22 protein-coding genes are annotated in these 24,036 nt (G+C 65.4%); 8 read left to right on the top strand and 14 right to left on the bottom strand.

The features are described from left to right. Positions 1-7: 7 nt before the first annotated feature. Complete coding sequence (locus AC3A6I_RS07940; RefSeq protein WP_487543144.1) at positions 8-655, bottom strand: glutathione S-transferase family protein; 648 nt, start codon at positions 653-655, stop codon at positions 8-10. Between the two features lie 119 nt (positions 656-774). Between AC3A6I_RS07940 and trmFO the strand changes: the two genes are divergently transcribed. Beyond that, on the top strand, positions 775-2,160 hold the full coding sequence (gene trmFO, locus AC3A6I_RS07935) for a methylenetetrahydrofolate--tRNA-(uracil(54)-C(5))-methyltransferase (FADH(2)-oxidizing) TrmFO (protein ID WP_487543143.1): 1,386 nt from the start codon (positions 775-777) through the stop codon (positions 2,158-2,160). Between the two features lie 238 nt (positions 2,161-2,398). Continuing rightward, entirely contained in the window at positions 2,399-2,890 is a 492-nt protein-coding gene (locus AC3A6I_RS07930; RefSeq protein ID WP_487543142.1) for an arsenate reductase/protein-tyrosine-phosphatase family protein, read from the top strand. Here AC3A6I_RS07930 and AC3A6I_RS07925 read toward each other — a convergent pair. From AC3A6I_RS07925 to yajC, 5 genes are all read right to left on the bottom strand, one after another. After that, entirely contained in the window at positions 2,887-4,656 is a 1,770-nt protein-coding gene (locus AC3A6I_RS07925) for a DUF4153 domain-containing protein (protein WP_487543141.1), read from the bottom strand. The two genes, AC3A6I_RS07930 and AC3A6I_RS07925, sit on opposite strands and share 4 nt — an antisense overlap. A 399-nt stretch (positions 4,657-5,055) precedes the next feature. Beyond that, on the bottom strand, positions 5,056-5,889 hold the full coding sequence (locus tag AC3A6I_RS07920) for a phytoene/squalene synthase family protein (RefSeq protein WP_487543140.1): 834 nt from the start codon (positions 5,887-5,889) through the stop codon (positions 5,056-5,058). Beyond that, positions 5,886-6,272, bottom strand: a complete 387-nt coding sequence (locus AC3A6I_RS07915; protein WP_487543139.1) for an Mth938-like domain-containing protein — start codon at positions 6,270-6,272, stop codon at positions 5,886-5,888. The genes AC3A6I_RS07920 and AC3A6I_RS07915 overlap by 4 nt, the downstream gene beginning before the upstream one ends. 4 nt (positions 6,273-6,276) lie before the next feature. Beyond that, a complete protein-coding gene (gene secD / locus AC3A6I_RS07910; protein ID WP_487543138.1) occupies positions 6,277-8,835 on the bottom strand; it encodes a protein translocase subunit SecD in 2,559 nt (852 codons plus the stop codon). A gap of 123 nt (positions 8,836-8,958) precedes the next feature. Then, a complete protein-coding gene (gene yajC / locus AC3A6I_RS07905) occupies positions 8,959-9,312 on the bottom strand; it encodes a preprotein translocase subunit YajC (RefSeq protein WP_487543137.1) in 354 nt (117 codons plus the stop codon). A gap of 186 nt (positions 9,313-9,498) precedes the next feature. Here yajC and AC3A6I_RS07900 point away from each other — a divergent pair, with 186 nt between their 5' ends. The 3 genes from AC3A6I_RS07900 (at position 9,499) to AC3A6I_RS07890 (ending at position 12,568) form a co-directional block, all read left to right on the top strand. After that, on the top strand, positions 9,499-10,374 hold the full coding sequence (locus AC3A6I_RS07900; protein ID WP_487543136.1) for an ATP-binding protein: 876 nt from the start codon (positions 9,499-9,501) through the stop codon (positions 10,372-10,374). A gap of 275 nt (positions 10,375-10,649) precedes the next feature. Then, positions 10,650-11,630 carry an aldose epimerase family protein gene (locus AC3A6I_RS07895; RefSeq protein ID WP_487543135.1) on the top strand — a complete coding sequence of 327 codons (981 nt, stop codon included), beginning with the start codon at positions 10,650-10,652 and terminating at the stop codon, positions 11,628-11,630. A 68-nt stretch (positions 11,631-11,698) separates the two neighbouring features. Beyond that, complete coding sequence (locus AC3A6I_RS07890) at positions 11,699-12,568, top strand: alpha/beta fold hydrolase (RefSeq protein ID WP_487543134.1); 870 nt, start codon at positions 11,699-11,701, stop codon at positions 12,566-12,568. 231 nt (positions 12,569-12,799) lie between these two features. Here AC3A6I_RS07890 and AC3A6I_RS07885 read toward each other — a convergent pair whose 3' ends face one another. Further along, positions 12,800-13,612, bottom strand: a complete 813-nt coding sequence (locus AC3A6I_RS07885; protein WP_487543133.1) for a peptidoglycan DD-metalloendopeptidase family protein — start codon at positions 13,610-13,612, stop codon at positions 12,800-12,802. Here AC3A6I_RS07885 and AC3A6I_RS07880 point away from each other — a divergent pair. Beyond that, a complete protein-coding gene (locus AC3A6I_RS07880) occupies positions 13,611-14,033 on the top strand; it encodes a hypothetical protein (RefSeq protein ID WP_487543132.1) in 423 nt (140 codons plus the stop codon). The two genes, AC3A6I_RS07885 and AC3A6I_RS07880, sit on opposite strands and share 2 nt — an antisense overlap. A 116-nt stretch (positions 14,034-14,149) precedes the next feature. After that, complete coding sequence (locus tag AC3A6I_RS07875) at positions 14,150-14,536, top strand: GFA family protein (protein WP_487543131.1); 387 nt, start codon at positions 14,150-14,152, stop codon at positions 14,534-14,536. A gap of 564 nt (positions 14,537-15,100) precedes the next feature. Here the strand turns inward: AC3A6I_RS07875 and surE are convergent. The 7 genes from surE to AC3A6I_RS07840 all read right to left on the bottom strand — a co-directional run bounded on the left by surE (position 15,101) and on the right by AC3A6I_RS07840 (position 21,882). Further along, entirely contained in the window at positions 15,101-15,865 is a 765-nt protein-coding gene (gene surE / locus AC3A6I_RS07870) for a 5'/3'-nucleotidase SurE (protein ID WP_487543130.1), read from the bottom strand. Beyond that, positions 15,862-17,316, bottom strand: coding sequence for a serine--tRNA ligase (serS, locus tag AC3A6I_RS07865; protein WP_487543129.1), 1,455 nt, complete (start codon positions 17,314-17,316; stop codon positions 15,862-15,864). The genes surE and serS overlap by 4 nt, the downstream gene beginning before the upstream one ends. Before the next feature lie 212 nt (positions 17,317-17,528). Further along, entirely contained in the window at positions 17,529-18,287 is a 759-nt protein-coding gene (locus AC3A6I_RS07860) for a pyridoxine 5'-phosphate synthase (RefSeq protein WP_487543128.1), read from the bottom strand. Positions 18,288-18,360: 73 nt separating this feature from the next. Further along, a complete protein-coding gene (locus AC3A6I_RS07855; protein ID WP_487543127.1) occupies positions 18,361-18,486 on the bottom strand; it encodes a hypothetical protein in 126 nt (41 codons plus the stop codon). Then, entirely contained in the window at positions 18,452-19,339 is an 888-nt protein-coding gene (locus AC3A6I_RS07850; protein ID WP_487543126.1) for a DMT family transporter, read from the bottom strand. The genes AC3A6I_RS07855 and AC3A6I_RS07850 overlap by 35 nt, the downstream gene beginning before the upstream one ends. 49 nt (positions 19,340-19,388) lie before the next feature. Then, positions 19,389-19,943, bottom strand: a complete 555-nt coding sequence (gene ilvN, locus AC3A6I_RS07845) for an acetolactate synthase small subunit (RefSeq protein WP_487543125.1) — start codon at positions 19,941-19,943, stop codon at positions 19,389-19,391. Between the two features lie 169 nt (positions 19,944-20,112). Then, positions 20,113-21,882, bottom strand: coding sequence for an acetolactate synthase 3 large subunit (locus AC3A6I_RS07840; RefSeq protein ID WP_487543124.1), 1,770 nt, complete (start codon positions 21,880-21,882; stop codon positions 20,113-20,115). A gap of 610 nt (positions 21,883-22,492) precedes the next feature. Between AC3A6I_RS07840 and AC3A6I_RS07835 the strand changes: the two genes are divergently transcribed. Then, positions 22,493-24,031 (top strand): anti-phage dCTP deaminase, encoded by a 1,539-nt coding sequence (locus AC3A6I_RS07835; protein WP_487543123.1) that lies wholly within the window; start codon positions 22,493-22,495, stop codon positions 24,029-24,031. Positions 24,032-24,036: the final 5 nt, after the last annotated feature.

The raw sequence follows: 24,036 nt of genomic DNA, 5'->3' as shown, positions 1-24,036 counted from the left end.
CCCGTTCCTAGAACGTCAGCCGCCCGACCAGCTCGTCATAGGGCACGTTCACGGCCTTCCGGAACGCCGCCCGCTGGTTGAGCCGCTCCTGCCAGGCCGCCACATGCGGCAGCTCCGGCCGCTCGATCGCCATGGTCGTCCAGCGGTAGAGCGACACCCCCGCCACGATATCGGCGTAGGAAAAGCTCCGCCCGCCGAGATAGGGTGCATCGGCCAGCCGCCGCTCCAACAGCTCGAAGCACCGCGCCGTCGCCGCCAGCGACCTTTCGATTGTCGCCTCATCCTGCTGCGCCACCGGCGTGCGCACCTTGCTCCAGAACAGTCCGATCCAGGCCGGCTGGAAGGTCGTCGCCGTCCAGTCGGTCCACTGGTCCACCGCTGCCCGGTCGCGCGCCTCCATCGGGAACAGCAGCCCGCTGCCATATTCGGCGCTCAGATAACGCACCACGGCGTGGCTCTCCCACACCACCAGGTGCTCGTCGCGCAGCGTCGGCACGAGGCCGTTGGGGTTGAGCGCCCGATAATCCGGATCATCGGTGCCGCCGAACTGACCGCCCAGCGGCACGTGCTCATAGGGCAGCTCGAGCTCCTCGAGCGCCCACACCGCCTTTTGCACGTTGCACGAGCTCAACCGTCCCCAGAGCGTGATCGTCAATACATGTCCCCCGCGGGTTGGCGCGGCGACCGGCCGCGAGCGAGCATACCCCGCCGGCACCGGCTGACAACCCGGCTCGGCCATTGCCCGCGCGCGCCCCGCTTGCTATCTGGCGCGCCATGCAAAAGAACCCCATTCACGTCATCGGCGGCGGGCTCGCCGGGTCCGAAGCCGCATGGCAGGCCGCCGAAGCCGGCGCCAAGGTCGTGCTCCACGAAATGCGCCCGGTGCAAAAGACCGACGCGCACGAGACCGAGAACTTCGCCGAGCTCGTCTGCTCGAACTCGTTCCGCTCCGACGACCATCATCACAATGCCGTAGGCCTGCTGCATGAAGAGATGCGCCGCTGCGGCTCGCTGATCATGCGGGCCGCCGATGCGCACAAGCTGCCGGCCGGTGGCGCGCTCGCGGTCGATCGCGTGCAGTTTTCCGACATGGTCACTGCGGCGCTGCACAACCACCCCAACGTCACCATCGAGCGCGGCGAGATCGCCGGCCTACCGCCCGAGGACTGGGACAATGTCGTGGTCGCCACCGGCCCGCTGACTTCCCCTGCCCTTGCGAGCGCCATCCAGCAGCTCACCGGCGAGGACTCGCTTGCCTTCTTCGATGCCATCGCGCCGATCGTCCATAAGGACTCTATCGACATGGACATCGTCTGGGCCCAGTCGCGCTACGACAAGGTCGGGCCGATGGGCGACGGGCGCGACTATCTCAACTGCCCGATGGACGAAGCCCAGTACAACCGCTTCGTCGATGCGCTGCTGTCGGCCCCGCTGCACGCCTTCAAGGACTGGGAACACGTCCCCTATTTCGACGGGTGCCTCCCCATCGAAGTCATGGCCGAACGCGGCCGCGACACGCTGCGCTGGGGCCCGATGAAGCCGGTCGGCCTCACCAACCCGCGCAACCCCACGGTCAAGGCGCACGCCATCGTCCAGCTGCGGCAGGACAATGCGCTGGGGACGCTCTGGAACATGGTCGGCTTCCAGACCAAGATGCGCTACGGCGTCCAGACCGAGATCTTCCGGCTCATCCCCGGCCTCAAGAACGCCCAGTTCGCCCGGCTCGGCGGCCTCCACCGCAACACCTTCCTCAACTCGCCCAAGGTGCTGGGCCCGGACCTCAAGCTCAAGGCCATGCCGCGCCTGCGCTTTGCCGGCCAAGTCACCGGCGTCGAGGGCTATGTTGAAAGCGCCGCCGTCGGCCTCATGGCCGGCCGCCTCGCCGCCGCCGACGCGCGCGGCGAAACCCTCGCTATCCCGCCCGCCACCACGGCCATGGGCGCGCTGATCAACCACATCACCGGCGGCCACCTCGAAGCCGAAGCCTATTCGGGCGCCCGCAGCTTCCAGCCCATGAACGTCAATTTTGGGCTGTTCCCCCCGGTGTCGATCAAGAAGCCCGAGGGCCATGTCGGCCGCTGGAAGAGCACCGAAAAAACCATCGCCAAGAAAGAAGCGATCACTTCGCGGGCGCTGACCGACATCGCCACCTGGGCCTGAGGCCGACGGGGGCCTGCGAGTTTGCCCATCTAACCTCCCCACCCACAGGGTCACCCCGGCGCAGGCCGGGGCCCATCCTGAGGTAGCCGGCCACAGGCACGCGGTCCCCCAACCCACCAGCGTCGTTGCGCTACACCCCGCTCCGCACTCCCACATCCCCGTCATCCTCACGTCACCGTGTTGTCACGGCGCCGCGCAATACCTCCGCCGTCGATATCCGATCTGCGAGGGTGTTCGAGTGACCGAGCGTGTCTACCGCGTATTGTTCCTCTCCCGCCGGAACTCGGCGCGGAGCGTGATGGCCGAGGCGATCCTCAACAAGATCGGCAAGGGCCGTTTCGAAGCCCTGAGCGCCGCCGTCGAGCCGGCCGCCGCCATCGACCTGATGGTCGCCGATCTGCTGAAGACCGGCGAGTATCCGTTCGTGCAGCAGAAGCCGCGCCACTACAGCGCGTTCGCCGGCGAAGGCGCGCAGAACCTCGATTTCGTCTTCACCCTGTCCGATACCGCCGCCGGCGAGCCGCTGCCGCAATGGCCGGGCATGCCCGTCTCGGCGCACTGGAGCAGCCCCGATCCGGCCCATATCGAGGGCCAGGACTGGGAAAAGGAACAGGGCCTCAGCCGCATCATGGCCGAGCTCGAGCGCCGGCTGGGCATCTTCGTCAACCTGCCCTTCGAATCGCTCGACCGCATGAGCCTGCAGCGCAGCGTCGACGATATCGCGCGCTAGCGCGCAGCGTCCGAGAACAGCTGCCCCTCGAGGCTGTTTAGCACCACCGGCCCGGCATTGTTGTCGCCTCGGTCGATGGTGATCGATTGCACCACCAGCCGGTAGTTGCGACCGTTCACCGCGAAGTCGATCCACGGATCGGTGATGAAGGCCCCGGTCTGCCGCGCCATCCAGGCCGAAAGCTCCAGCGGGGTCAGCTCCGGGTCCGGCGTGAGCGCCGGGCCGACACGCATGCCGCCGTCCTGCAGCCAGAAGCGCAGCGGCGGCACATCGATGGCGGTATTGCCATACAACCCGACCGGCCGGATGAGATAGGGCATCGCGGCGACATCCACCGGAACACCGTCAAAGTCGCGGAACAACGTCGCGTAACGCTGCACGCCGTCCGGCGAAGGCACGCTGACGCCAAGCGCCTCCAGCACGACGTAAGATCCATCCTGCCCCGGATCCCACGTTACCCCGTACTTCCCCAGCACCTCGCGCACGCCCTGCCGCCCCTCCGGCGTGCCGACGAGGAAATCGATGATTCCGCGCGCCTCGGCAATCTCCTCGCCGCTCCAGTCACCACGCGGCGGGCTCGCCGAGCGGTCGGCGCCGGCATTCATCACCAGCGCATCGAGCCGCACCAATTGCTGGCTCGTCGGCAGGTGCGCGACATTCCACGGCCCCACCGAGAGCAGCAGCAGGATGATGCCGGCCAGCGCCGGGATCAGGCGGATATCGCCGCGCCGGACGAGGAAGATCAGCGCCAGCAGGCTCGCCCACAGGCCGCCGGCCAGCAGCAGCATGCGCTCGGGCGTGAGTCCGTAGGCGTCGACCCGCACCCATACGGCGAGGAAGAACAGCGTCAGCGGCACCAGCGTCAGCCAGAACCACAGCCGGCGGAACAACCGCACCAGCGGCTTTTCGCGCATGAAGCGCGGGTGCAGCACCAGCCAGGTGCCGGCGCCGATGACGACGAAGCCGAGCACCATCCAGCCGATCATCCCCTGCGGCAGCGCCCGCGTGATGACGATCTGCACGGTATAGGCGAGCAGGATCGCCGCGTAGATCAGCAGCAGCGGCACGAGGATGAACTGGCCGAGAAAGCCGATCGCGGTCGAGGTGAAGTCGGCATTCTCGGTTTCGCTCGGCGGCACGTTGGCCACACGCGGCAAGGTCGAGAGCCAGTAGACCGGGGTCAGGAACAGCCCGGTAAACGGCAGCACCCAGCGATAGAACAGGTCGCTCGCCTCGAGCCCGAACAGCACCGACAGCGAGCGTTCGATGGCGACCATCCCAACGGCGATGATGCCGAACGCCGCCGCCGCAATCGCCGCCGTCGCCACCGACTGATGGTTCACCCACCAGAACACGTTCTGCTGCGCCTCGCGCTCCGGCCCGCGCCCCACCCAGGTGAACGGCGACACCGACAGCCAGAGAATGGCGACGGCGGGCAGCAGCCAGGGAAACACCCAGAACGTGCTGGTGACCTCGAACAGCCCCAGGGCCGCGAGCGGCAGCAGATATTTCAGCACGAAAGCGGTCCTCGTCGCTTCCGGCCGGCTTTCCGCGAAAAACACGCCGGCCACCGCCAGCACCGCTCCGGTCGCGAGCCCCGCCGCCGCCCGTATCCATGGCTCGAGCCCATCGACGAAACCCGGGGCATTGATCGTGAACAGCGCGACCGCTGTCATCGCCGCCGCCAGCAGGATCGCAAACGGAAACCGCCGCCCCGTCGCGAAAAAATCCGGCGCCAGTCTGTTCAGCCAAGCCCCGAAGCTCATCCCGAATCCCCTACGGTCCGATCATGAGGCGCAACCAAGGCCGTGGCAAATCCGCGCCGCCAGGAAGCACGCTCTCTCCGTGATCCTCCCCCGTTTACGGGGGAGGGGGACCAGCGCAGCTGGTGGAGGGGGCGGTCACGGGCACCGGCGTTTTCCGTCGCCCCCTCCACCGCCTGCGGTGTTCCCCCTCCCCAGCTTCGCGGGGACTGTTCACATTGGACTCAGCCATCCACCGGGTCATCCCCGCGAAAGCGGGGATCTCTGTTTGCGGCGCTTCAAGAAAAACAGAGGTTCCCGCTTTCGCGGGAATGACGCCGTGCCCAAGAGCGCCGACGCCGAGCAGTCCAATGTGAACGCTCCCCGCGAAACGAGGGAGGATCGCGGAGAGATCGTGCCCGCCTAACGAGCCACCCACCACCACATCGCCAGCAGCTTCCGCCAATCCGCCAGATCAGGCGCCTCAGCGAATGGCGCGCGCATCCGTGCCGCCAATTCCGCCTGCCGGCCGACGATGGCCACCGGTGCGAAGACCGGCCGCAGCGGCTTGGGCAGCGCGCGGATTGCCGTCCGCGCCTTCTCCACATGCTCCTGCGCCAGGTCGTTGAGCTGGCCGAGCGCGGCGAACAGCCCTTCGCTCTCGGTGCCCGACAGGATCTCCCCATCGGTCACGCCATTGGCGACAAAAATGTTCATCGGCAGGAAGATGCGCCCCTTCGATGCATTGTAGCCGAAGGCCCGCAGGTGGCCGGCAAAGGCGTGCGCCACGCCGAGATGTCCGGCGGCGTCGCCGGTCTCCACTTCGTTACCGCCGTTCAGCACCATGGCTGCGAGCTGGTAGAGCACCGACACGGTCTCGCCGGCATAGCCTTCGAAGCTCGCAACGTCCGGCATCGGGTCCTGGTAGAGGTCGAAGCGGCGTGCCGCCAGCAGCCGCACCAGCGGTCCGGCGGGCAGTTGGTAGGCCTCGATGGCGTCGAGCAGCGCCGCCGCCAGCGGGTTCTGGCGCACATTGCCGTGGCCGGTGCCCTTCAGCGCGTCGTTCCACCATTGCAGCCGGATCTCGCCGGCCGCCGGTTCGCGGGCCCGGTCGCGGATCGTCGCCACGTCGGCGGCAAAGGCGTAGAGCGCCTGCACGGCGGCCTGCTCGGGCGCCTTCAGCAGCAGCGTGGCAAAGTAACGGTCGCGGTCGGCGTCGCGCAGGAACTGGGCGACATAGCCGCCCTCCCCGCTCATTTGGCGTTCTCCACCGCGATCAGCGCGGCGCCTACGGCGCGGTCCTCGGCCAGCAGCACGTTGTAGGTGCGCACGGCGCTGCCGGTGGCAATGGCCTCGACGATCACCCGCCGCTCGCGCAACGCGTCCCGGACGGCGGGGTCGAGCGGAGCGATATCGGGGCCTATGCCGAGCAGCAGCACGTCGAGCGTTTCGGCCGCGGCGAACACCGGCGCCAGCGCCTCGAGCGTTACCTCCGCCGGCGCCGTCACCGGCCAGGCGTGCATGCCGGATGGCAGGCAGAGCAGCGAGCCGCGATGGCTCACGCCGGCGAAGCGAAAGCCGCCATTACCGTAGGCGTCGATGCCGACCTGCTGGGGGTAGAACCCCGCCAGCTCAGCCATCGGATCAGACCACCGCGCCGTCGGAACGCTTGGCGGCCTTGGCCTTCTCCTTGGCGGCTTCCTCGGCCTCGCTGCGCGGCTTCAGCCCGAAATGGATGAGGATCGGGCCGCCGATGAAGATCGAGGAATACATGCCGAAGATCGAGCCGAAGGTCATGGCGATGGTGAAACCGCGGATCGACTCGCCGCCGAAGAACACCAGCGGGAACAGCGCCAGCAGCACCGTGAACTGGGTGAGCGAGGTACGCACGATGGTCTGGTTGATCGACAGGTTGATGATCTCGGAGACCGACATCTTCTTGTATTTTCGCAGGTTCTCGCGAACGCGGTCGGAAATCACCACCGTTTCGTTCAGCGACAGGCCGACCAGTGTCAGCACCGCCGCGATCGAACTGAGATTGAACTCCAGCCCCGTTATCGAGAACAGGCCCACCGTCATGATCACGTCGTGCGCTGTCGTGGTCACGGCGGCAAGGCCGAACTGCCACTCGAAGCGGAACCACACATAGATCAGGATGGCGACCAGCGAGACGAGCACGGCGATGGTGCCGTTGAAGGCGAGCTCGCCCGACACCGTGCCCGACACGGCCTCGGTGCGGCGCACCTCGTAATTGTCGGAGGCGAGCGTCGAGCGCACCTGCTCCACCGCTGCGTTCTGGGCGGCGTCACCGCCCGGCTGCAGCTGGATGCGGACCAAGAGGTCCTCGGGCGTGCCGAAACTCTGCACCTGTACTTCGCCCAGGTTCAGCCCTTCGAGCAGCTCGCGCACCCGCGCGGGATCGGCAGGGCCGTCCTGGGTGTGCTGTACCTCGATGGCCGAGCCACCGACGAAGTCGATGCCCAGGTTGAAGCCCTTGAAGAAGGCGGTGCCGATGGCGCCGACGGTGAGCAGGATCGAGACCACGATCGCCACCCGCGACATCTTCATGAAGTCGATCTTGGTGCCGTCCGGGATGAAGCGGAAGTGCTGGATGCGCAGCGTCTTGGGACGCTTCCAACGGAACCAGAGCGAGATGAAGAAGCGCGTCACCGTGTAGGCGGTGAACAGCGAGGTGAGGATGCCGAGGCCCAGCGTCACCGCAAAACCCTGGATCGGGCCGGAGCCGAGGAAATAGAGCACGATGGCCGCGATCAGCTGGGTCAGGTGGGAGTCGATGATCGTGTCCCAGGCGCGGTGGAAGCCGGCGTCGAGCGAGGCGATGATCGATTTGCCCGATCGCTGCTCCTCGCGCATGCGCTCGTAGATGAGCACGTTGGCGTCCACCGCCATGCCGATGGTCAGCACGATACCGGCGATGCCGGGCAGTGTGAGCGTTGCGCCGAGCGCCGAGAGCGAGCCCAGGATCAGCACGATGTTGAGGATCAGCGCCACGTTGGCGAAGAGGCCGAACAGGCCGTAGGCAATGACCATGAAAGTCAGCACCAGGATGGCCGCCACGGCGCCGGCGGTGATGCCGGCGCGGATCGAGTCGGCGCCGAGCGAGGGGCCGACCGAGCGCTCCTCGACCACGTCGAGGGTCGCGGGCAGCGCGCCGGCGCGCAGCAGCACGGCGAGGTCGTTGGCGGTCTGCGGCGTGAAGGTGCCCGAAATCTGGCCCGAACCACCGGTGATCGGCTGCTGGATCACCGGCGCGGTGATCACCTGGTCGTCGAGCACGATGGCGAAGCGCTTGCCCACATTGGCCGAGGTGATCTGGCCGAAGGTGATGGCGCCGCGCGTATCGAACTGGAAGCTGACCACCGAGCGGCCGGTCTGCTGGTCGAACGCGGGCTGCGCGTTGGTCAGCGATTCACCGCCGAGCTCGACATTCTCGTTGATCAGTTCGTTGCCGCCGTCCTGGCTCGGCACCAGCATGTAGCCGGCCGGCACGCCCTGCACCTCGGCCTGCGCCGCCGACATGCTCGGGTGCACCAGGTGGAAGGTCAGGCGCGCCGTGCGCGAAATCAGTTCCTTCAGTCGGCCCGAATCCTCGAAGCCCGGCACCTGCACGAGCACGCGGTCCTCGCCCTGGCGCTGGATCAGCGGCTCGGTGGTGCCCACCTCGTCGACGCGGTTGCGGATCACTTCCATCGACTGGGCGACGAGCGCCGACATGCGCGCCGTCACGCCCTCGGGGGTCAGCGCCACGCTGATCTTGCCGTCCGGGGTTTCGGTGAAGGCCAGTTCCGCCACGCCGCCGACACCGAAGGTCGACGAGATATTGTTCTGCAGCGCCTGCACCGCCGTCATCGCGGCCGCCTTCTGGGTGGCATCTGTCAGTTCGACGGTGATGGCGTTGTCGCCGGCCGTGATCAGGTTGCCGATGCCCTGGTTGGTGAGCGTCGTGCGCACGTCGCGCCGCAGCGACTTGATGCGCTCCTCGATGATCGAGTCGCGATTGACCTGCAGCAGCAGGTGCGAGCCGCCCTGCAGGTCGAGCCCCAGCACCACCGTCGGCTTGGGCAGGAAGCCCGGATAGCCGTTGTCGAGGAAGTCCTTGGGCAGGAAGCTCGGGATGGTGAACAGGATGCCGAGCACCGCAACGATGGTGATGATGGCTGTGCGGAGGGGCGAGAACTGCATGAACGGCTCGGATCCTGTGGACGCCACTTAGATGGCGTAACGGAGCCCGTTGAGGCTCCGCATCTGTGTCAGAAGTAGGTCAGCCGGCCCACATTGCGGTGAACCGGCTGGCAAGAGGCCCGATCAGGCCTTGTTGTCGTTGACCGGGGTCGATTTCGACCGCACGTCGGTGATGCCGCCGCGCGTGACCTTCACCCGGGTGCCCTGGGCGATCTCGACCTCGAGGTCCTCGCCGTCCACGGCCTTGGTCACCTTGCCGACGAGACCGCCGCTCGTGACGACGGTGTCGCCGCGACTGATCGCCGACAGCATCGCCTGGTGGGCCTTCATGCGCTTCTGCTGCGGACGGAAGATCAGCAGCCAGAAGATGAGGACCAGCAGGATGATGGGGGCGAACTGGATCAGCAGATCCGCGCCACCCATGCCGCCGGCGGGCGGGGCTCCTGCGGCCTGTGCGAAGGCGGGGGTCACGAACATTAAGGAAGCTCCTTGCTTGATGGCAGCCGGCGTCGGATGGCCGTTCTTGCCCCATATGGGGCGGGTCTCCGGCGCTGGACAGTCCAACCCGGCAAAAATCGCGCGGAATATAGTGTTGGCGGCAAGGATTGCAAAGCCTTTCCGGCTGCGTCACAAACGGAGGCGTACCCGGGAGTTCTGCCCTCAATGACTGACGACAATTCGGCCGCCATCCTCGCGGCCCTCACCCGCATTGCCGATACGCTCGACCGGCTCAGCCCGGACGCCGCCGCTTCCGGCCCCGTTCTCACCGCCGCCGATGCCTATCACTGGGACGCGACGGCCAGCGCCCTGCTGCCCGTGCCGAAGGTTTCGCGCGTGCCGCTGGACATGCTCAAGGGCATCGACGACGTGCGCGATATCCTGCTGCAGAACTCGCTGCAGTTCGCCCGCGGCTATGCGGCCAACAACGCGCTGCTGTGGGGCGCGCGCGGCATGGGCAAGAGCTCGCTGGTCAAAGCCGTGCACGGCCATATCAACGCGCTCGGCGAGACGGGCCTCAAGCGCCTCATCCTCATCGAGATCGCGCGCGAGGACATCGAGGCGCTGCCCAAGCTGATGCGCCTGATCGCGAAGGAAGACGCGCGCTTCATCGTCTTCTGCGACGATCTCAGCTTCGACAAGGACGAGACCAGCTACAAGTCGCTGAAGACCATACTCGACGGCGGCCTCGAGGGCCGGCCGGAGAACGTGCTGTTCTACGCCACCTCCAACCGCCGCCATCTGATGCCGCGCGACATGGTGGAAAACGAGCGCTCCACCGCCATCACGCCCGGCGAAGCGGTAGACGAAAAGGTCTCGCTGAGCGACCGCTTCGGCCTTTGGTTGGGCTTCCACAATTGCGACCAGCCGACCTACCTTGCCATGATCCGCGGCTATTGCGACGAGTACGGCCTCGAGATCGACGACGACACCTTGCGCGCCCGCGCCGTCGAGTGGTCCATGACCCGCGGCGCCCGCTCCGGCCGCGTCGCGATCCAGTTCGTGCGCGCCCTGGCGGGGGAGCAGGGCAAGGCGATTTGAGGTTTGGGCACTGGCATCGCCTACCCACAGGATGTCATCCCAGCGAAAGCTGGGATCCATCGCGCCGCCAGCGCGGGAGGAGAGTTGGACCCCAGCTTTCGCTGGGGTGACAATCTGTGGTGATAGCCAGATCGAGGCACGCTTTCCCTCCCCCTTGTGGGGAGGGGGGACCGGCGCAGCCGGTGGGTGGGGGTGCCACACGCACCGCCGTCTCAGCTACACTCGCCTCACGTAACAATCAAATTACGAATCAATCCAGTTCCTTAGAGGGGATAATGTCAGCATCACATCAACTGCGCTGGTCGCATGGCGAGGCCACGGTCGTCGCCACCGCCGCCACCGTCACCGACCTCACCTTCAAGCTGCCCAACGGCCCGTTCCAGCCGTTCGCCCGCGCGCCCTGGGTCGGCACGGTCGATGATCCCGCGATCACCGGGCACCTGCGCGTGCTGTCGGGCGATTTCGTCGGCGTGCCCTTCGGCACCGGCGGCCGGCAGGCGCCGAACCTGCCCGAATGGTCCAGGCTGATGACGCAGCAGCCGAACGGCACCATCCACGGCCCTTCCGCGCACTATGACTGGGATATCGTCTCGGGCGACGAGCGCAGCGTCACGCTGGCGCTGGACTATGAGCCGCATTCGGCCGTCCGCCGCCTCGAGCGCACCATCACGGCCCGCGACGGCGCCCCTGCCCTCGATTTCACGCTGAAAATCTTCGCCCGCCACAAGGGCCCGATCTCCGCTGGTGTGCACCCCAACTTCCGCATGCCGGAAACCCCCGGCCGGCTGGAACTGAAGGTCGATTTCGCCTTTGGCCTCACCCATCCGGGCCGCACCCCGTCGCCCGACCAGCACGAGTTCTCGAGCCTGAGCTCGGTGCCCAAGGATGGCGGCCGCGTCGACTTCTCGCATATCCCACTCAGCCCGCGCAGCGACTACAATGTGCAGCTCTGCGGTGTCACCAGCCCGCTCACCGGCACCTATCTCGATGAAGGCGCCGGGTTCGAGCTCGACTGGGACCGCACGCTGCTGCCCACGCTGATGTTCTGGCACACCGATGGCGGTATCGGCGGCGCGCCGTGGAACAACCAGTTCCGCGCGCTGGGCTGCGAGCCGCTGGCCTCGGCCTTCGACTTCCACACCGACGTCTCTACCGGCCCCAACCCGATCAACGCCCGCGGCGTCAAGACCTGGATCGACCTCGACCCGGCCCAGCCCGTCCTCATCAAGCACGCGGTGCGCGGCTTCAACACATAAATCTTGTTCGCCCTCGGAACGTCATCCGCCGAACTAAGTTCGCGCTGGGTAACTATCCGAGGGCATCTATGACCGAGCCGACGCGCCAGCGCTTCCGCCTCTCCGGCGGCAGCGAACTCTCATTCCTCGCCGCCGGCGATCCGGCCAATCCAGCCGTCCTCCTCATCCATGGCTTCCCGAGCTCCGCCCGCACGTTTCGTGGCGTGATCCCGGCGCTCGCGCAGGCCGCCTATGTCATCGCGCCCGACCTGCCCGGCTTCGGCGAGTCCGACATGCTGTCCGCCACGTCGTTCGCGGCCTTCGCCGCCGCCGTCACCGAGCTGCTCGAGCATCTGCGGGTCGGTCCGCGCTACATCTACCTGCACGATTTCGGCGCCCCGGTCGGCCTCGCCATCGCCATCGCGCAGCCCACGCAGGTGCTCGGCCTCATCATCCAGAACGGCAATGCCCACGAATCCGGCTTCGGCCCGGAATGGGCGGCAACCAAACGCTTCTGGTCGGACCCGAGCGACAAGAACGCCAGGGCCGCGACCGGCCATCTCACGCTCGAAGGCACGCGCGACCAGTACATCGCCGGCGTCCCCGGGGACATCGCTGCCCGCATCGCGCCCGCCGTCTGGGAGGAAGACTGGCGCGTCATGTCCCTGCCCGACCGCCTGGAAATGCATCGCGCGCTGATCGCCGACTACGGCAACTACGCTGCCGGCTTTCCCGCCATTGCCGACTATCTGGAGCGTCGCCAGCCGCCCGCCCTGCTCCTCTGGGGCCGCCACGACGCCTTCTTCGCGCTGGCGGAGGTGCTCAGCTGGCTCGAAACCCTGCCCGGCATGGAAGCCCACATTTTCGACGCCGGCCACTTCCTGCTGGAAACGCACGCGGAGCCGGCGGGGCGGCTGATGCTGGAGTTCATCAAGCGAACCACCCAGGCCGGTGCGTAGGCCCCACCCAGTTGCGCTAGCTCGCTACGCTCCCAAGCTCCACTACCCTCCCCATCAAGGGGAGGGAAATCCGAGGCGGAGGGATGGGGCACGATTTCCCTCCCCCTTGTGGGGAGGGGGGACCCGCGAAGCGGGTGGGTGGGGGTGGCCACACGCTCTGACCCCGCGAAAAAGCAAAAGGCCCCAGTCTCCCGGGGCCTTCCAGCTTCTAATTCCTACCTTCTACCCAGCTCAGCTCGCCAGCAGCGGCAGCGGATCGACCGGGGTCGCGCCCTTGCGCAGCTCGAAGTGCAGTTGGGCCTTGGACACCGAGCCGGTCTTGCCGGCCGCGCCGATGGTGTCGCCGCGATTCACCACGGTGCCCTTGGCGACGCTCATGTCCTTGAGGTGGGCGTAGGCCGAGACGTAGCCATTGGGGTGGCGGATCAGGATCAGGTTGCCGTAACCCTCGACGCCCGAGCCGGCATAGATCACCTGGCCATTCTCGGCGGCGCGGACGGCGGTGCCTTCCGGCGCCTCGATATTGATGCCGGTGCCCTTGGAATTGGCGAAATCGGTGATGACGCGGCCCGAGACCGGCCAGCGGAACTTGTCGGCGCCGGACAGCACCGGCTCGGATTTGGGCTGCTCCAGCGGCTTTGCCGTCGCGACCTGGGCCGGAGCAGCGGTCGGGGCCAGCGGCTTCACCGTGGCTTCGGGCGTGTTTGCCGCCGGAGCGTTGCCGAGCGAGGCGACCTGGGCCGGCTGCGGCGCGGGCTGCACGGCCGGGGCGAGGATCTGCGCCGGTTGCGCAGCGCTCGGCTTCGGCCCGAGGGCCGCCAACTGGCTCGCCTTGCCGGGGATCACGATCTTCTGGCCGACATAAATCTTGTCGGGCGACGAGAAGCCGTTGGCCGAGATGATCGACTGCGCCGTCACGTTGTAGCGGCGGGCGACGGTGTAGAGACTTTCACCACTTTCGATCACATGGACATAGGCGTCCGACGGGACGGAAACGAGCGTGTTGGACGGGGCAGAGAGGGGAGCCGGTGCCGAGGCGAGCATGGGTGTCGCCGGAACGGGGCTCAGGGGCTGGGCAGCGGGCATCATCGTGTTGCTTCCGTTGGCTGACGAGGTGAGCACAGGCAAGTCTTCGGTCGATACTGAGCCCAGCGGCTGGCCGCTGCTGATGGCAGCCGTCGCGCCGATCGCCGAGCCGGGACCGGAGCCGCCAATATCTGCAGGTGGAACGAAACGGCTTTCCGCCGACAGCGTCCGCGGCATCGACTGGTTCGATACCATCGGCGCGCTGGTGTTGACCGAGCTGGTGGTCGTCCGGTCGAAACCGCCGAGCCCTCCCAGCGAGCTGCATCCCGAAAGCGCCGTAGCGCCCACGAGAAGGCCCAAAATCGCGGCGGTCTTAAACGCCCTTCCGGTCACGCGATTACTCATCAGTCCACTCTACGCAGGTACTCAATGGAGGTGAGATTAGGCCGGTAAGGTAAAGAGTGATTTAAATGCGAAGCGTTTTGCGCCGAACCGGATCACGGATTCAGGAACCGGTAGGGTTAAGGCCGCTGGTGGTACCCAAGGGAGGAGCAGATGCCTGAGCTATCGGGCCAATGCCGGTGCGGCAGCGTGCGCTATCGCGTCGCCGGCGAAGTGCTGAACGCTGGCCACTGCCACTGCGAAAGCTGCCGCCGCACCACGTCCTCGCCGGTGACCACCTATTTCACCGCACACCGCTCGGCCGTCACCCTCACCGGCGACAGCCTTCGCCACTACGCCTCATCGCCCGGCGTCACCCGCAGCTTCTGCGGCACCTGCGGCTCGCCCATGTCCTACACCGGCCAAACCCGCCCCGACGAAATCGACCTCTTCGTCGCCACCCTCGACGCCGGCCAGTCGATCGAGATCAAGGAACACTGGTACTGGTCCGAACGCGTGCCATGGCTGCACGTGGAAGACGATCTCCCGAAAGAAGATTGAGCCCCCTGATCCTCCCCCGTTCACGGGGGAGGGGGACCAGCGAAGCTGGTGGAGGGGGCGACCCCACGCATCGATACCGACCAGACCGATCTTGAGCAGGCACCACCTTGCCCACCCACCGGGTCACCCCGGCGCAGGCCGGGGCCCATCCTGACGTCGACGCGAAGATCACCAATGTCCGACAAATCTCAGGATGGATTCCGGCCTACGCCGGAATGACACCGAGTATGTGGCGTCCAACCTGAACACCCCGTCAGAACCCATTCATGATCATGGTGGACAGGCGACCCGAGCATGGCAGCGCCCCTGCCCCAGCGATCCCGTGAAGCCGCCAACTCACCAGCTGTCACCCCAGCGAAAGCTGGGGCCCAACTCACAGCCCGCGCCTGCGGACGCTGGGATCCCGGCTTTCGCTGGGATGACACGCAGAGGACAGGGAACTATCCCCGCCCCACCCTACCCATGAGAAACTGCCCATCGAGAAACCCGATGGAGCACCCCAATTGTGGCACCGCCCAGTAGTCACCCCACCCTGAACGAACTGAACGCCTCCCGTTCAATCGTTCAAAGCCCCATCACGCCCTCGAGCCGACCCGCCAGCTCGTGGTGCGTGTGCTGCAGCATCAGCGGCGTCACGGTGATGGCATTGCCGTGCATCAGCAGCCCGAAATCGTGCTCGGGGTCGAGCGGCTTGGGCGTCTCGGGAATGGCGATGAAGAATTTTCCGGCATTGTCGCTGGGGTAATACGCCATCGGCGAGCGCGAAAAGCGCTGGAACGGCACCACGCGCACGCCGCTCACATCCTCGGGCGCGCAGAACGGCAGGTTCACGTTGAAATACGCGTCGCCGCGCGATTTTACGTTTTCGATCAACGACTTGATCACTCGCACGCTATAGGTGCGCGAGTTCGTCCAGTCGATATCGGTGCCGCGCTCGTAGTTGACGCCCTGGCTGATGCCGATGCCGAGCGCGCCATGCAGCGCGCCCTCGCGCGCCCCGGCCACCGTGCCCGAGCAGTTGAGGATATCGCCGAGGTTCTGGCCGTTATTGACGCCGGACAGCACCAGGTCCGGCTTCAAGTCCTTGCAGACAAAGGTCATTCCGGCGACAACGCAGTCGGCCGGCGATCCGCCGACGACGGCGAAAACCCGGTCCTCGCGCTCCTCCAGCCCGAGTTCGCGCCCGAAAGTGAAGCGGTGCGCGGCGCCCGACTGGTTGCCGTCCGGCGCCACCACCCACACGTCGTCGCTCAGTTCCGCCGCGATCTCGCGCATGATGGCGATACCCGGCGCGTCGACCCCGTCGTCATTGGTGATCAGGATTCTCACGACCGCGCACCGATGGTCTTGAGCCCCTTCATGTAAGGCTGCAGCACGTCCGGCACGAGGATCGAGCCATCCTCCTGCTGGTAATTCTCCATCACCGCGATCAGCGCGCGTCCGACCGCCACGCCGGAGCCGTTCAGCGTATGCACGTGCCGGATCTTGCCGTCCTTGCCCTTGAACCGCGCATCCATGCGCCGGGCCTGGAAGTCGCCGCACACCGACACCGACGAAATCTCGCGGTAGGTGTCCTGCCCCGGCAGCCACACCTCGAGATCGTAGGTCTTCTGCGCCCCAAAGCCCATGTCGCCGGTCGACAGCAGCATCACCCGGTAATGCAGGCCCAGCCGCTTCAGCACATCCTCGGCGTCCGACAGCATGCGCTCATGCTCGTCGCCCGACGCCTCGGGCGTGGTGATCGCCACCATCTCGACCTTGTTGAACTGATGCTGCCGCAGCATCCCCCGCGTATCGCGCCCCGCCGACCCGGCTTCCGAGCGGAAGCACGGCGTCAGCGCGGTGAAGCGGAGGGGGAGTTCTTCCTCGGAGAGCACCGACTCGCGGACGAGATTGGTGAGCGGAACTTCGGCGGTGGGGATGAGCCAAAGCCTATCGGGGCTCCGAAGGAACTCGAACTCCTCAGTCCGGTTCGCGCGCGCCCTTTCAATCCCCAAGCGCTCTACGTCCATTATCGTCTGCGCGCGCTCCAGATTGTGTTCGTTGCGCAGCCGATCCTCAAACATCGGCTCAGTCCAGACGACGTAGAGATCGTCTTTGAATTTCGGCAGCTGATTTGTCCCGTAAAGTGCGTCGTCACGGACAAGGTAGGGAGGCTCCACCTCGGTGTAGCCGTGATCGTCGACGTGCAGGTCCAGCATGAACTGGCCGATGGCGCGCTCGAGTCGGGCTAGTTGACTTTTCAAGACCACGAAGCGACTGCCCGAAAGCTTTGTCGCGATCTCGAAGTCCATCATTCCCAGCGTTTCGCCGGTCTCGAAGTGCTCTTTCGGCGCAAAGTTGTAGCTTGGCTTAGGCGGCCGATTCCGGGCCGCAGTCTCCAGCGAGCCGTTACGCCCGAAGTACTCCTGGTTGTCAGCCTCGTCGTCACCACGAGGAACCTCATCCAGCGGCAGGTTTGGGATCACGCCTAGGGCGTCATACAGCCTGTCCTCAGCTTCCCTGCGGCTAGCTTCACCCGACTGGATAACGTCCTTGAGATGCGCGACCTCATCCAGCAGCGCCTGGGCCTTGGCCTCATCCTTCTGCGCCTTGGCCTGGCCGATCTGCTTCGACAGCGCATTGCGCTGGGCCTGCGCCTCCTCGACGGTGCCGATGGCGGCGCGGCGGGAATCGTCCATCTCGATCAGCTGAGCCGCGGAAAACGGCACGTTCTTGCGGCGCGACAGCGCGGCGTCGAACGCGGCGGGATTGGCTTTGATCCAGTTGATATCGAGCATGGAGAACCTGCTAGGAGCGGGGAGCGCCCTGCTTTACCGGATTGGCTAGGCGGATCAAGCCCACCGAGCGAGACGGCCCCCTCCCGGCCTCCCCCATGAAGGGGGAGGTGCCCGACCGGTGTGTTGGGCACCATCCCGGCAAAAGCCTCGACTCTTCACCTCCCCCTTCATGGGGGAGGCCGGGAGGGGGCCGTCTGCTTCGGCTCTTTCACCTACGCGCACGCCGCCTTGTACTTCCGCACCGTCTCGGCCATCCCGTAAATCCACGCATCGGCCGCGATCGCATGCCCGATCGACACTTCCGCCAGGTCCGGGATCGCCTGCTTCAGCGGCGGCAGGTTGTCGAGGTTGAGATCGTGCCCGGCATTGACCTTGAACCCGGCCCCACCCGGCCGGCGATTGGCCCCCGCGTCACGCGCCGCATCGGCCGTCGCCTTCAGCGCTGCCAGATGTACCGCCGCGATATCGGGCTGCATCGCCCCGCCATAGGGCCCGGTATAAAGCTCGATCCGGTCCGCCTCGACCATTGCCGCCGCTGACGCGGCATGCACCTCGGCATTGATGAACAGCGACACGCGGATGCCGGCGTCCTTCATCCGCGCGATGGCAGGCAGCAGCACCGCCTCGTTCGCCTCGATGTTCCAGCCATGGTCGGAGGTCGCCTGCATCGGATCGTCCGGCACGAAGGTCACCTGGTCCGGCGCCGCGCGCTCGACCAGCGTCAGGAAATCCTCGGACGGATAGCCCTCGATATTGTACTCGCGGCCCGGAAACTCCTCGCGCAGGAGCTTGGCCAGCTCGAACACGTCGCTGCGCCGGATATGCCGCTCGTCCGGCCGCGGATGCACCGTCAGCCCGTCGGCGCCGGCCTCGAGCGCGATGCGGCCAATGCCTGTGACGCTCGGCCACGGCACGCTGCGCCGGTTGCGCAGATAGGCGATGGCGTTGAGGTTGACGGAGAGATCAGTCATCGGGGCCTCCAGGCTGCGAGCTACCTAGCGCATCCCCCACCCCTCGGCCAATCGAACGTTTTGATGGACCCGATCAGCCGCCGCGATGGCGCAGCCAGCGTTCGCGCAGCACCACCAGCACGCCGCTGAGCAGGATCAGCCCCATGCGATACCCGGCCGCTCCGTCACGCCACCGGCGCCAGTCGGCGACGCCGTTCATCGAGCAGCACGATGGCGAGACCGCTCGTCACCACCAGCGCGATACCGGCGAGCGCCAGCGCATTGGGCAGCTGGCCGAACACCACCAGCCCGGAGATCACCGCCCAGAAGGTGAAGAAGTAATAGAACGGCGCCACCGCCCCGGTCGGCCCGATCCGGTAGGCAAGAAAGATGAACAGGTGCCCGAAAATCAGGAAGAAGCCGGCGCCGGCGAGCAGCATCAGGTGGTGCCCCTCCGGCATCACCCAGCGCTCCGTGATCAGGTGCATGCCCCCTGCCCCGACCAGCACCACCAGCACGGCCGAGATCGCGACGATCATCCCCGGCACATTGGCCGCCACCCGACGCCCGGCAATGTCGCGCACCGCGCACAGCACCGCGTTGGTCAGCGCCAGCAGCGCATAGATCGAAATCCCCCGCATGGTCGGCTGCGCCACCATCAGCGCGCCGACAAAGCCGAGCCCGATCAGCGCCATGCGCACCGCGCCGATCTTCTCGCCGAACAGGATCGAGACGCCGAGCAGCATCAGCAGCGGCGTGATCTGCCCCAGCGCCGAGGCATCGGCGATCGGCATGTTGGCGAGCGCCACCACGTAGCACAGCACGGCCGCCATCTCTGCGAAGTTGCGTGTCAGCACGCGCCGCTCGAACATCAGCCGCCATTGCGGCCCGTAACCCAGCACCAGCAGCAGCGGCAGCCCGATGATCGTGGCCGCGACGCCGCGCAGGAACAGCACCTCGTAGGGCGGCAGTCCCTCGGTCGCGACCTTCATCAGCGTGTCGTTGATCACATAGGAGCCCGTCGCGAGCACCATGAACAACGGCCCGCGGAACGGGTGATGGCCGGACGACACGCGAGATCCCCTCAAGAAAAAGGCCGGGATCGCTCCCGGCCCATCCGTCTTACATGCCCTCGGCGCCGCGCGAAATCGCCGCGAGCCCGGTCCGCACAACTTCCACCAGCCCGAGCGGCACCATCAGCGAGATGAAGCTGTCGATCTTGCTCGGCTTGCCGGTCACCTCGAACACGAAGCTCTCGGTGGTCGCATCGACGATCTGGGCCCGGAAGGCATCGGCCAGCCGCAGCGCCTCGGCGCGCGGCTCGCCCGAGCCCGCCACCTTGATCAGCGCCAGCTCGCGCTCCAGCGATTTGCCCTCGGCCGTCAGGTCATGGACCTTGTGCACCGGCACCAGCCGCTCGAGCTGCAGCTTGATCTGGCTCAGCACCTTGGGCGTCGCGACCGTCACCACGGTGATGCGCGAAAGCCCCTTCTCGTGCTCGGTCTCCGAGACCGTGAGGCTGTCGATATTATAGCCGCGCGCCGAGAACAGCCCGACCACGCGAGCAAGGATACCCGGCTCGTTGTCGACCAGCACGCTGAGCGTGTGCCGCTCCGGCGTCTGCGATTCCGGAGCCAGGAAATAGGCCGAACCACTCGGCTGAAGATGTGCGTTCATTCGTTTCGTTCCTCCAGTGCCCTGGGGCACCTTTCTGCCCTTCCCACCGGGTCATACCGGGGAAGGCCGGTATCCATCCCGAGGTCGCCGCAACCATCGCTGAAGGTTGCGGCATCCGAGGATCGACCCCGGCCTGCGCCGGGGTGACACCGTGGTTGGGGCGCGTTTCCTAGACCAGCTGGCGTCCCTTGGCGTCGATCACCGCGCCGATATCGTCCTCGAAATCGGGCAGGATCATCTCGTTGTGCGGCTTGCCCGACGGGATCATCGGCAGGCAGTTCTCATGCTTTTCGACCAGGCAGTCGAACAGCACCGGGCCGTCGTAATCGAGCATCTCGGCAATCGCCGCATCGAGCTTTGCCGGATCGTCGCACTTGATGCCCTTGGCGCCATAGGCCTCGGCCAGCTTGACGAAATCGGGCAGGCTCTCCGAATAGCTATGGGCGTAGCGGCCGCCATGCAGCAGGTCCTGCCACTGGCGGACCATGCCCATGCGCTCATTGTTGAGGATGAAGATCTTGATCGGCAGGCGATACTGCACCGCCGTCGAAATCTCCTGCATGGTCATCTGCACCGAGGCTTCGCCGGCAATGTCGATGACCAGCGCATCGGGATGGGCCACCTGCACGCCGACAGCGGCCGGCAGGCCATAGCCCATGGTGCCGAGGCCGCCCGAGGTCATCCAGCGGTTGGGCTGCTCGAAGTGGAAATGCTGGGCCGCCCACATCTGGTGCTGGCCGACTTCCGTCGTGATGTAGACGTCGCGATCCCTGGTCGCCGCATAGAGGCGCTGGATGGCGTGCTGCGGCTTGATCGTCGTGTCGGAGTTCTTGAAGCCCAGCGAGTTCTTTTGGCGCCACTCGTTGATCTGCCGCCACCACGGGGCGATCGCCTCGGTGCGCGGCTCGTTGGTCTTACTCCGCCAGATCCGCACCATTTCCTCGAGCACCAGCCCGCAATCGCCGACGATCGGCAGGTCGATGCGGACCGTCTTGTTGATCGAGGACGGGTCGATATCGACGTGGATCTTGGTCGAGCCCGGCGAGAAGGCATCGATGCGCCCGGTGATGCGGTCGTCGAACCGCGCCCCGATATTGATCATCAGGTCGCAGTCATGCATCGCCATGTTGGCTTCGTAGGTGCCGTGCATGCCCAGCATGCCCATCCACTGCGGGTTGGAGCCCGGGAACGAGCCCAGCCCCATCAGCGTCGAGGTCACGGGGAAGCCGGTCAGCTCGGCCAGCTCGCGCAGCTTTTCGCTCGCTTCCGGGCCGGAATTCACCACGCCGCCGCCGGTATAGAAGATCGGGCGCTCGGCGCGCAGCATCAGGTCGACCGCGGCCGCGATGGCCGAGGCGTCGCCGGCCGTCGCCGGGTGGTAGCTCTTGTGGCGCGTCGCCGCGATCTCGTCGGGCCCGTAATAGGTGCCCATGGCGAACTGCACGTCCTTGGGAATATCCACCAGCACCGGGCCGGGCCGGCCGGTATTGGCGATATGGAAGGCCTCGTGCATGACGCGGCTCAGGTCGGCGACGTTCTTGACCAGGTAATTGTGCTTGGTCGACGAGCGGGTGATGCCGACCGTGTCGCATTCCTGGAAGCCGTCGGTGCCGATCAGCGTCGTCGGCACCTGAGCCGAGATCACGACGATGGGGATCGAATCCATCAGCGCATCGGTCAGCGGGGTCACGACATTGGTCGCGCCCGGACCGGACGTCACCAGCACCACGCCGACCTTGCCGGTCGAGCGGGCATAGCCCTCGGCCATGTGGCCGGCGCCCTGCTCGTGCCGCACGAGGATGTGCTGCACCTTGTCCTGCTGGAACATCGCGTCGTAGATCGGCAGCGCCGCGCCACCCGGATATCCGAAGATGTGCTCCACGCCCTGATCGACCAGGGCCTGGATCACCATCTCCGCGCCCGTCATCTGCTCGCCCATTTTTGAACTCCCACCCGGCTCTCCCGCCGGCTTTCTATCTGCACTTGCCGCCTCGCGGCGGAAAATCGGCAACAAAAAAGGCCCCGTCAGGGACCTTGGCTTGAGCGCACCGAACCGTCGCGGGGATTGTTACCCCACGTGCCCGATGCGCCCCACTACTACGATAAGCTTGTGCACGGATGTGCTCCGAAAATTCGTGGGGCTTTATGGGCGGGGTTTGGGGGAGGTGTCAAGGGGTGGACGATCTTCAGCGTTTGCTTCCAAACGCTGACACTCACGTTGACACGTCGAAACTACTTTGCAAGCTATTGATCAACAACAAATCAACGCGGCTCTTTAGCCGCAGCGTCCTTGATCGACTGCAAATCCGAATCTGAGAGAATATATGGCCCCCGACGAGTATCTGGCCTGTCAAGAACATGCTGAACTGCATCGCGCATTATCTGCATTAGTTCTGACTGTCGCGTTGGAGCAGGATTTCGACCAGCGTTCCACGAGACATCCGACATCGCCCGTTCCTCCAAGCTGCCCATTCAACATACCCGTTCAATGAGTCGACACAACTCACAATCGTTCCGACGTCGTTAAGTTCACCCTAAGGACCTCTATTTTGGCCAGCACAGCCGAGATCGTCGACGACCCCGAAATCATCATTGGCCTCGTGGGTCCCATAGGCGTCGACATGGATTTCGTGATCCAGTCGCTTGAAAAGTCGCTCAACTCGGTGAGCTATCAAGCGTCGGTCATCCACCTCACCACCGTGCTGGGCGATCTTGCGCCCTCTCTCAAGCCTGAGGCCACCACTTACCTTGATCGATACAAGGGCCTAATCGCCAGCGCTGATAAGGTGCGTCGTTACACCGACAACAACGCTGCGTTCTCGTGCCTGGCTATCAGCGAGATCCGTCGCCTTCGCCAACTGTCGCGTGACAACCTTGCCGCCCAGACGGCAGCAAACACGCCGAGGCTCGGTACCGCGTACATTATCCGCCAATTTAAGCGCCCTGAGGAGATCACGCTGCTTCGCCAGGTGTATGGTCGGAAGTTCATTCAGGTATCTGTGTACTTGGACAAGGAGGAGCGAAAGCAGGTTCTAATCGAGAAGATAAAATCATATGACACACAGATCGTAGATGACGCCAAGGCCGAGGCACAGGCATTGGAGCTGATCGAGATTGACTACAGCGAGGTCAGCGACACTTATGGCCAACGCGTCTCCGACGTCTTCCATCTTGGCGATGTATTTGTCCGCGGAGAGCACAAACCTACGACGGCGGATACGATCGATAGATTCATTCAAGCATTCTTCGGTCATAACGGCATTTCGCCGACGAAGGCAGAGTACGGAATGTACGCAGCAGCGGGCGCTTCACTGCGGTCGCTTGACCTGTCGAGACAAGTCGGCGCGGCCATATTCTCGCAAGCCGGCGAGGTCATCTCAATGGGATGCAACGAAGTGCCTAAGGCCTTTGGAGGTACCTATTGGTCCGACGCAGCGGGAGACAAGTACCGGGATTTTGAGAAGGGCGCCGACGGCAATCACGTCCGCAAGCTTCGGATCGTTCACGACTTGGTAGAGCGGATGGGAAAGCTCGGCTACCTGTCCACGGCTCTGACATCAACAGGCGATACCAGCGCTCAGGTTCGGTCGCTAATGAATACGCCTTCGATAGCCGAGTCCCGGGTGATGGACATAATCGAGTTCGGGCGAATAATTCACGCAGAGATGTCAGCAATCACTGACGCAGCCCGATTGGGAAAGCCCGTAAGCGGCAGCATCCTGTTCTGCACCACTTTCCCCTGCCACATGTGCGCAAAACACATCGTGGCTGCCGGCATACGCAGAGTGGTTTTTCTTGAGCCTTATCCCAAGAGCCACGCCAAGGACATGCACTCCGACTCGATTACCTTCAGCGCCCTTGAACAGGAGACTCACGTCTTGTTCGAGCCCTTCATCGGAATATCCCCCCGTCGCTATCGAGATATTTTCGAGAAGGGGAAGCGGAAGGATGCCACGGGAAAGGCAGTGGACTGGTACGCTGGCAAACCAGTACCACGTATTGAGGATCGAAGCAGCGTCTATATAGACAATGAAGAGCCCGCAATTGTTCAGGTTACAGCCAAGCTGATGGAGTTAGCTAAGCAGTAGCGCGG

It is taken from the genome of Devosia sp. Soil_C_22, assembly GCF_057657195.1.
Note: the sequence above shows the minus strand (reverse complement) of the source record. Positions and strands in the feature narration are given on the sequence as shown.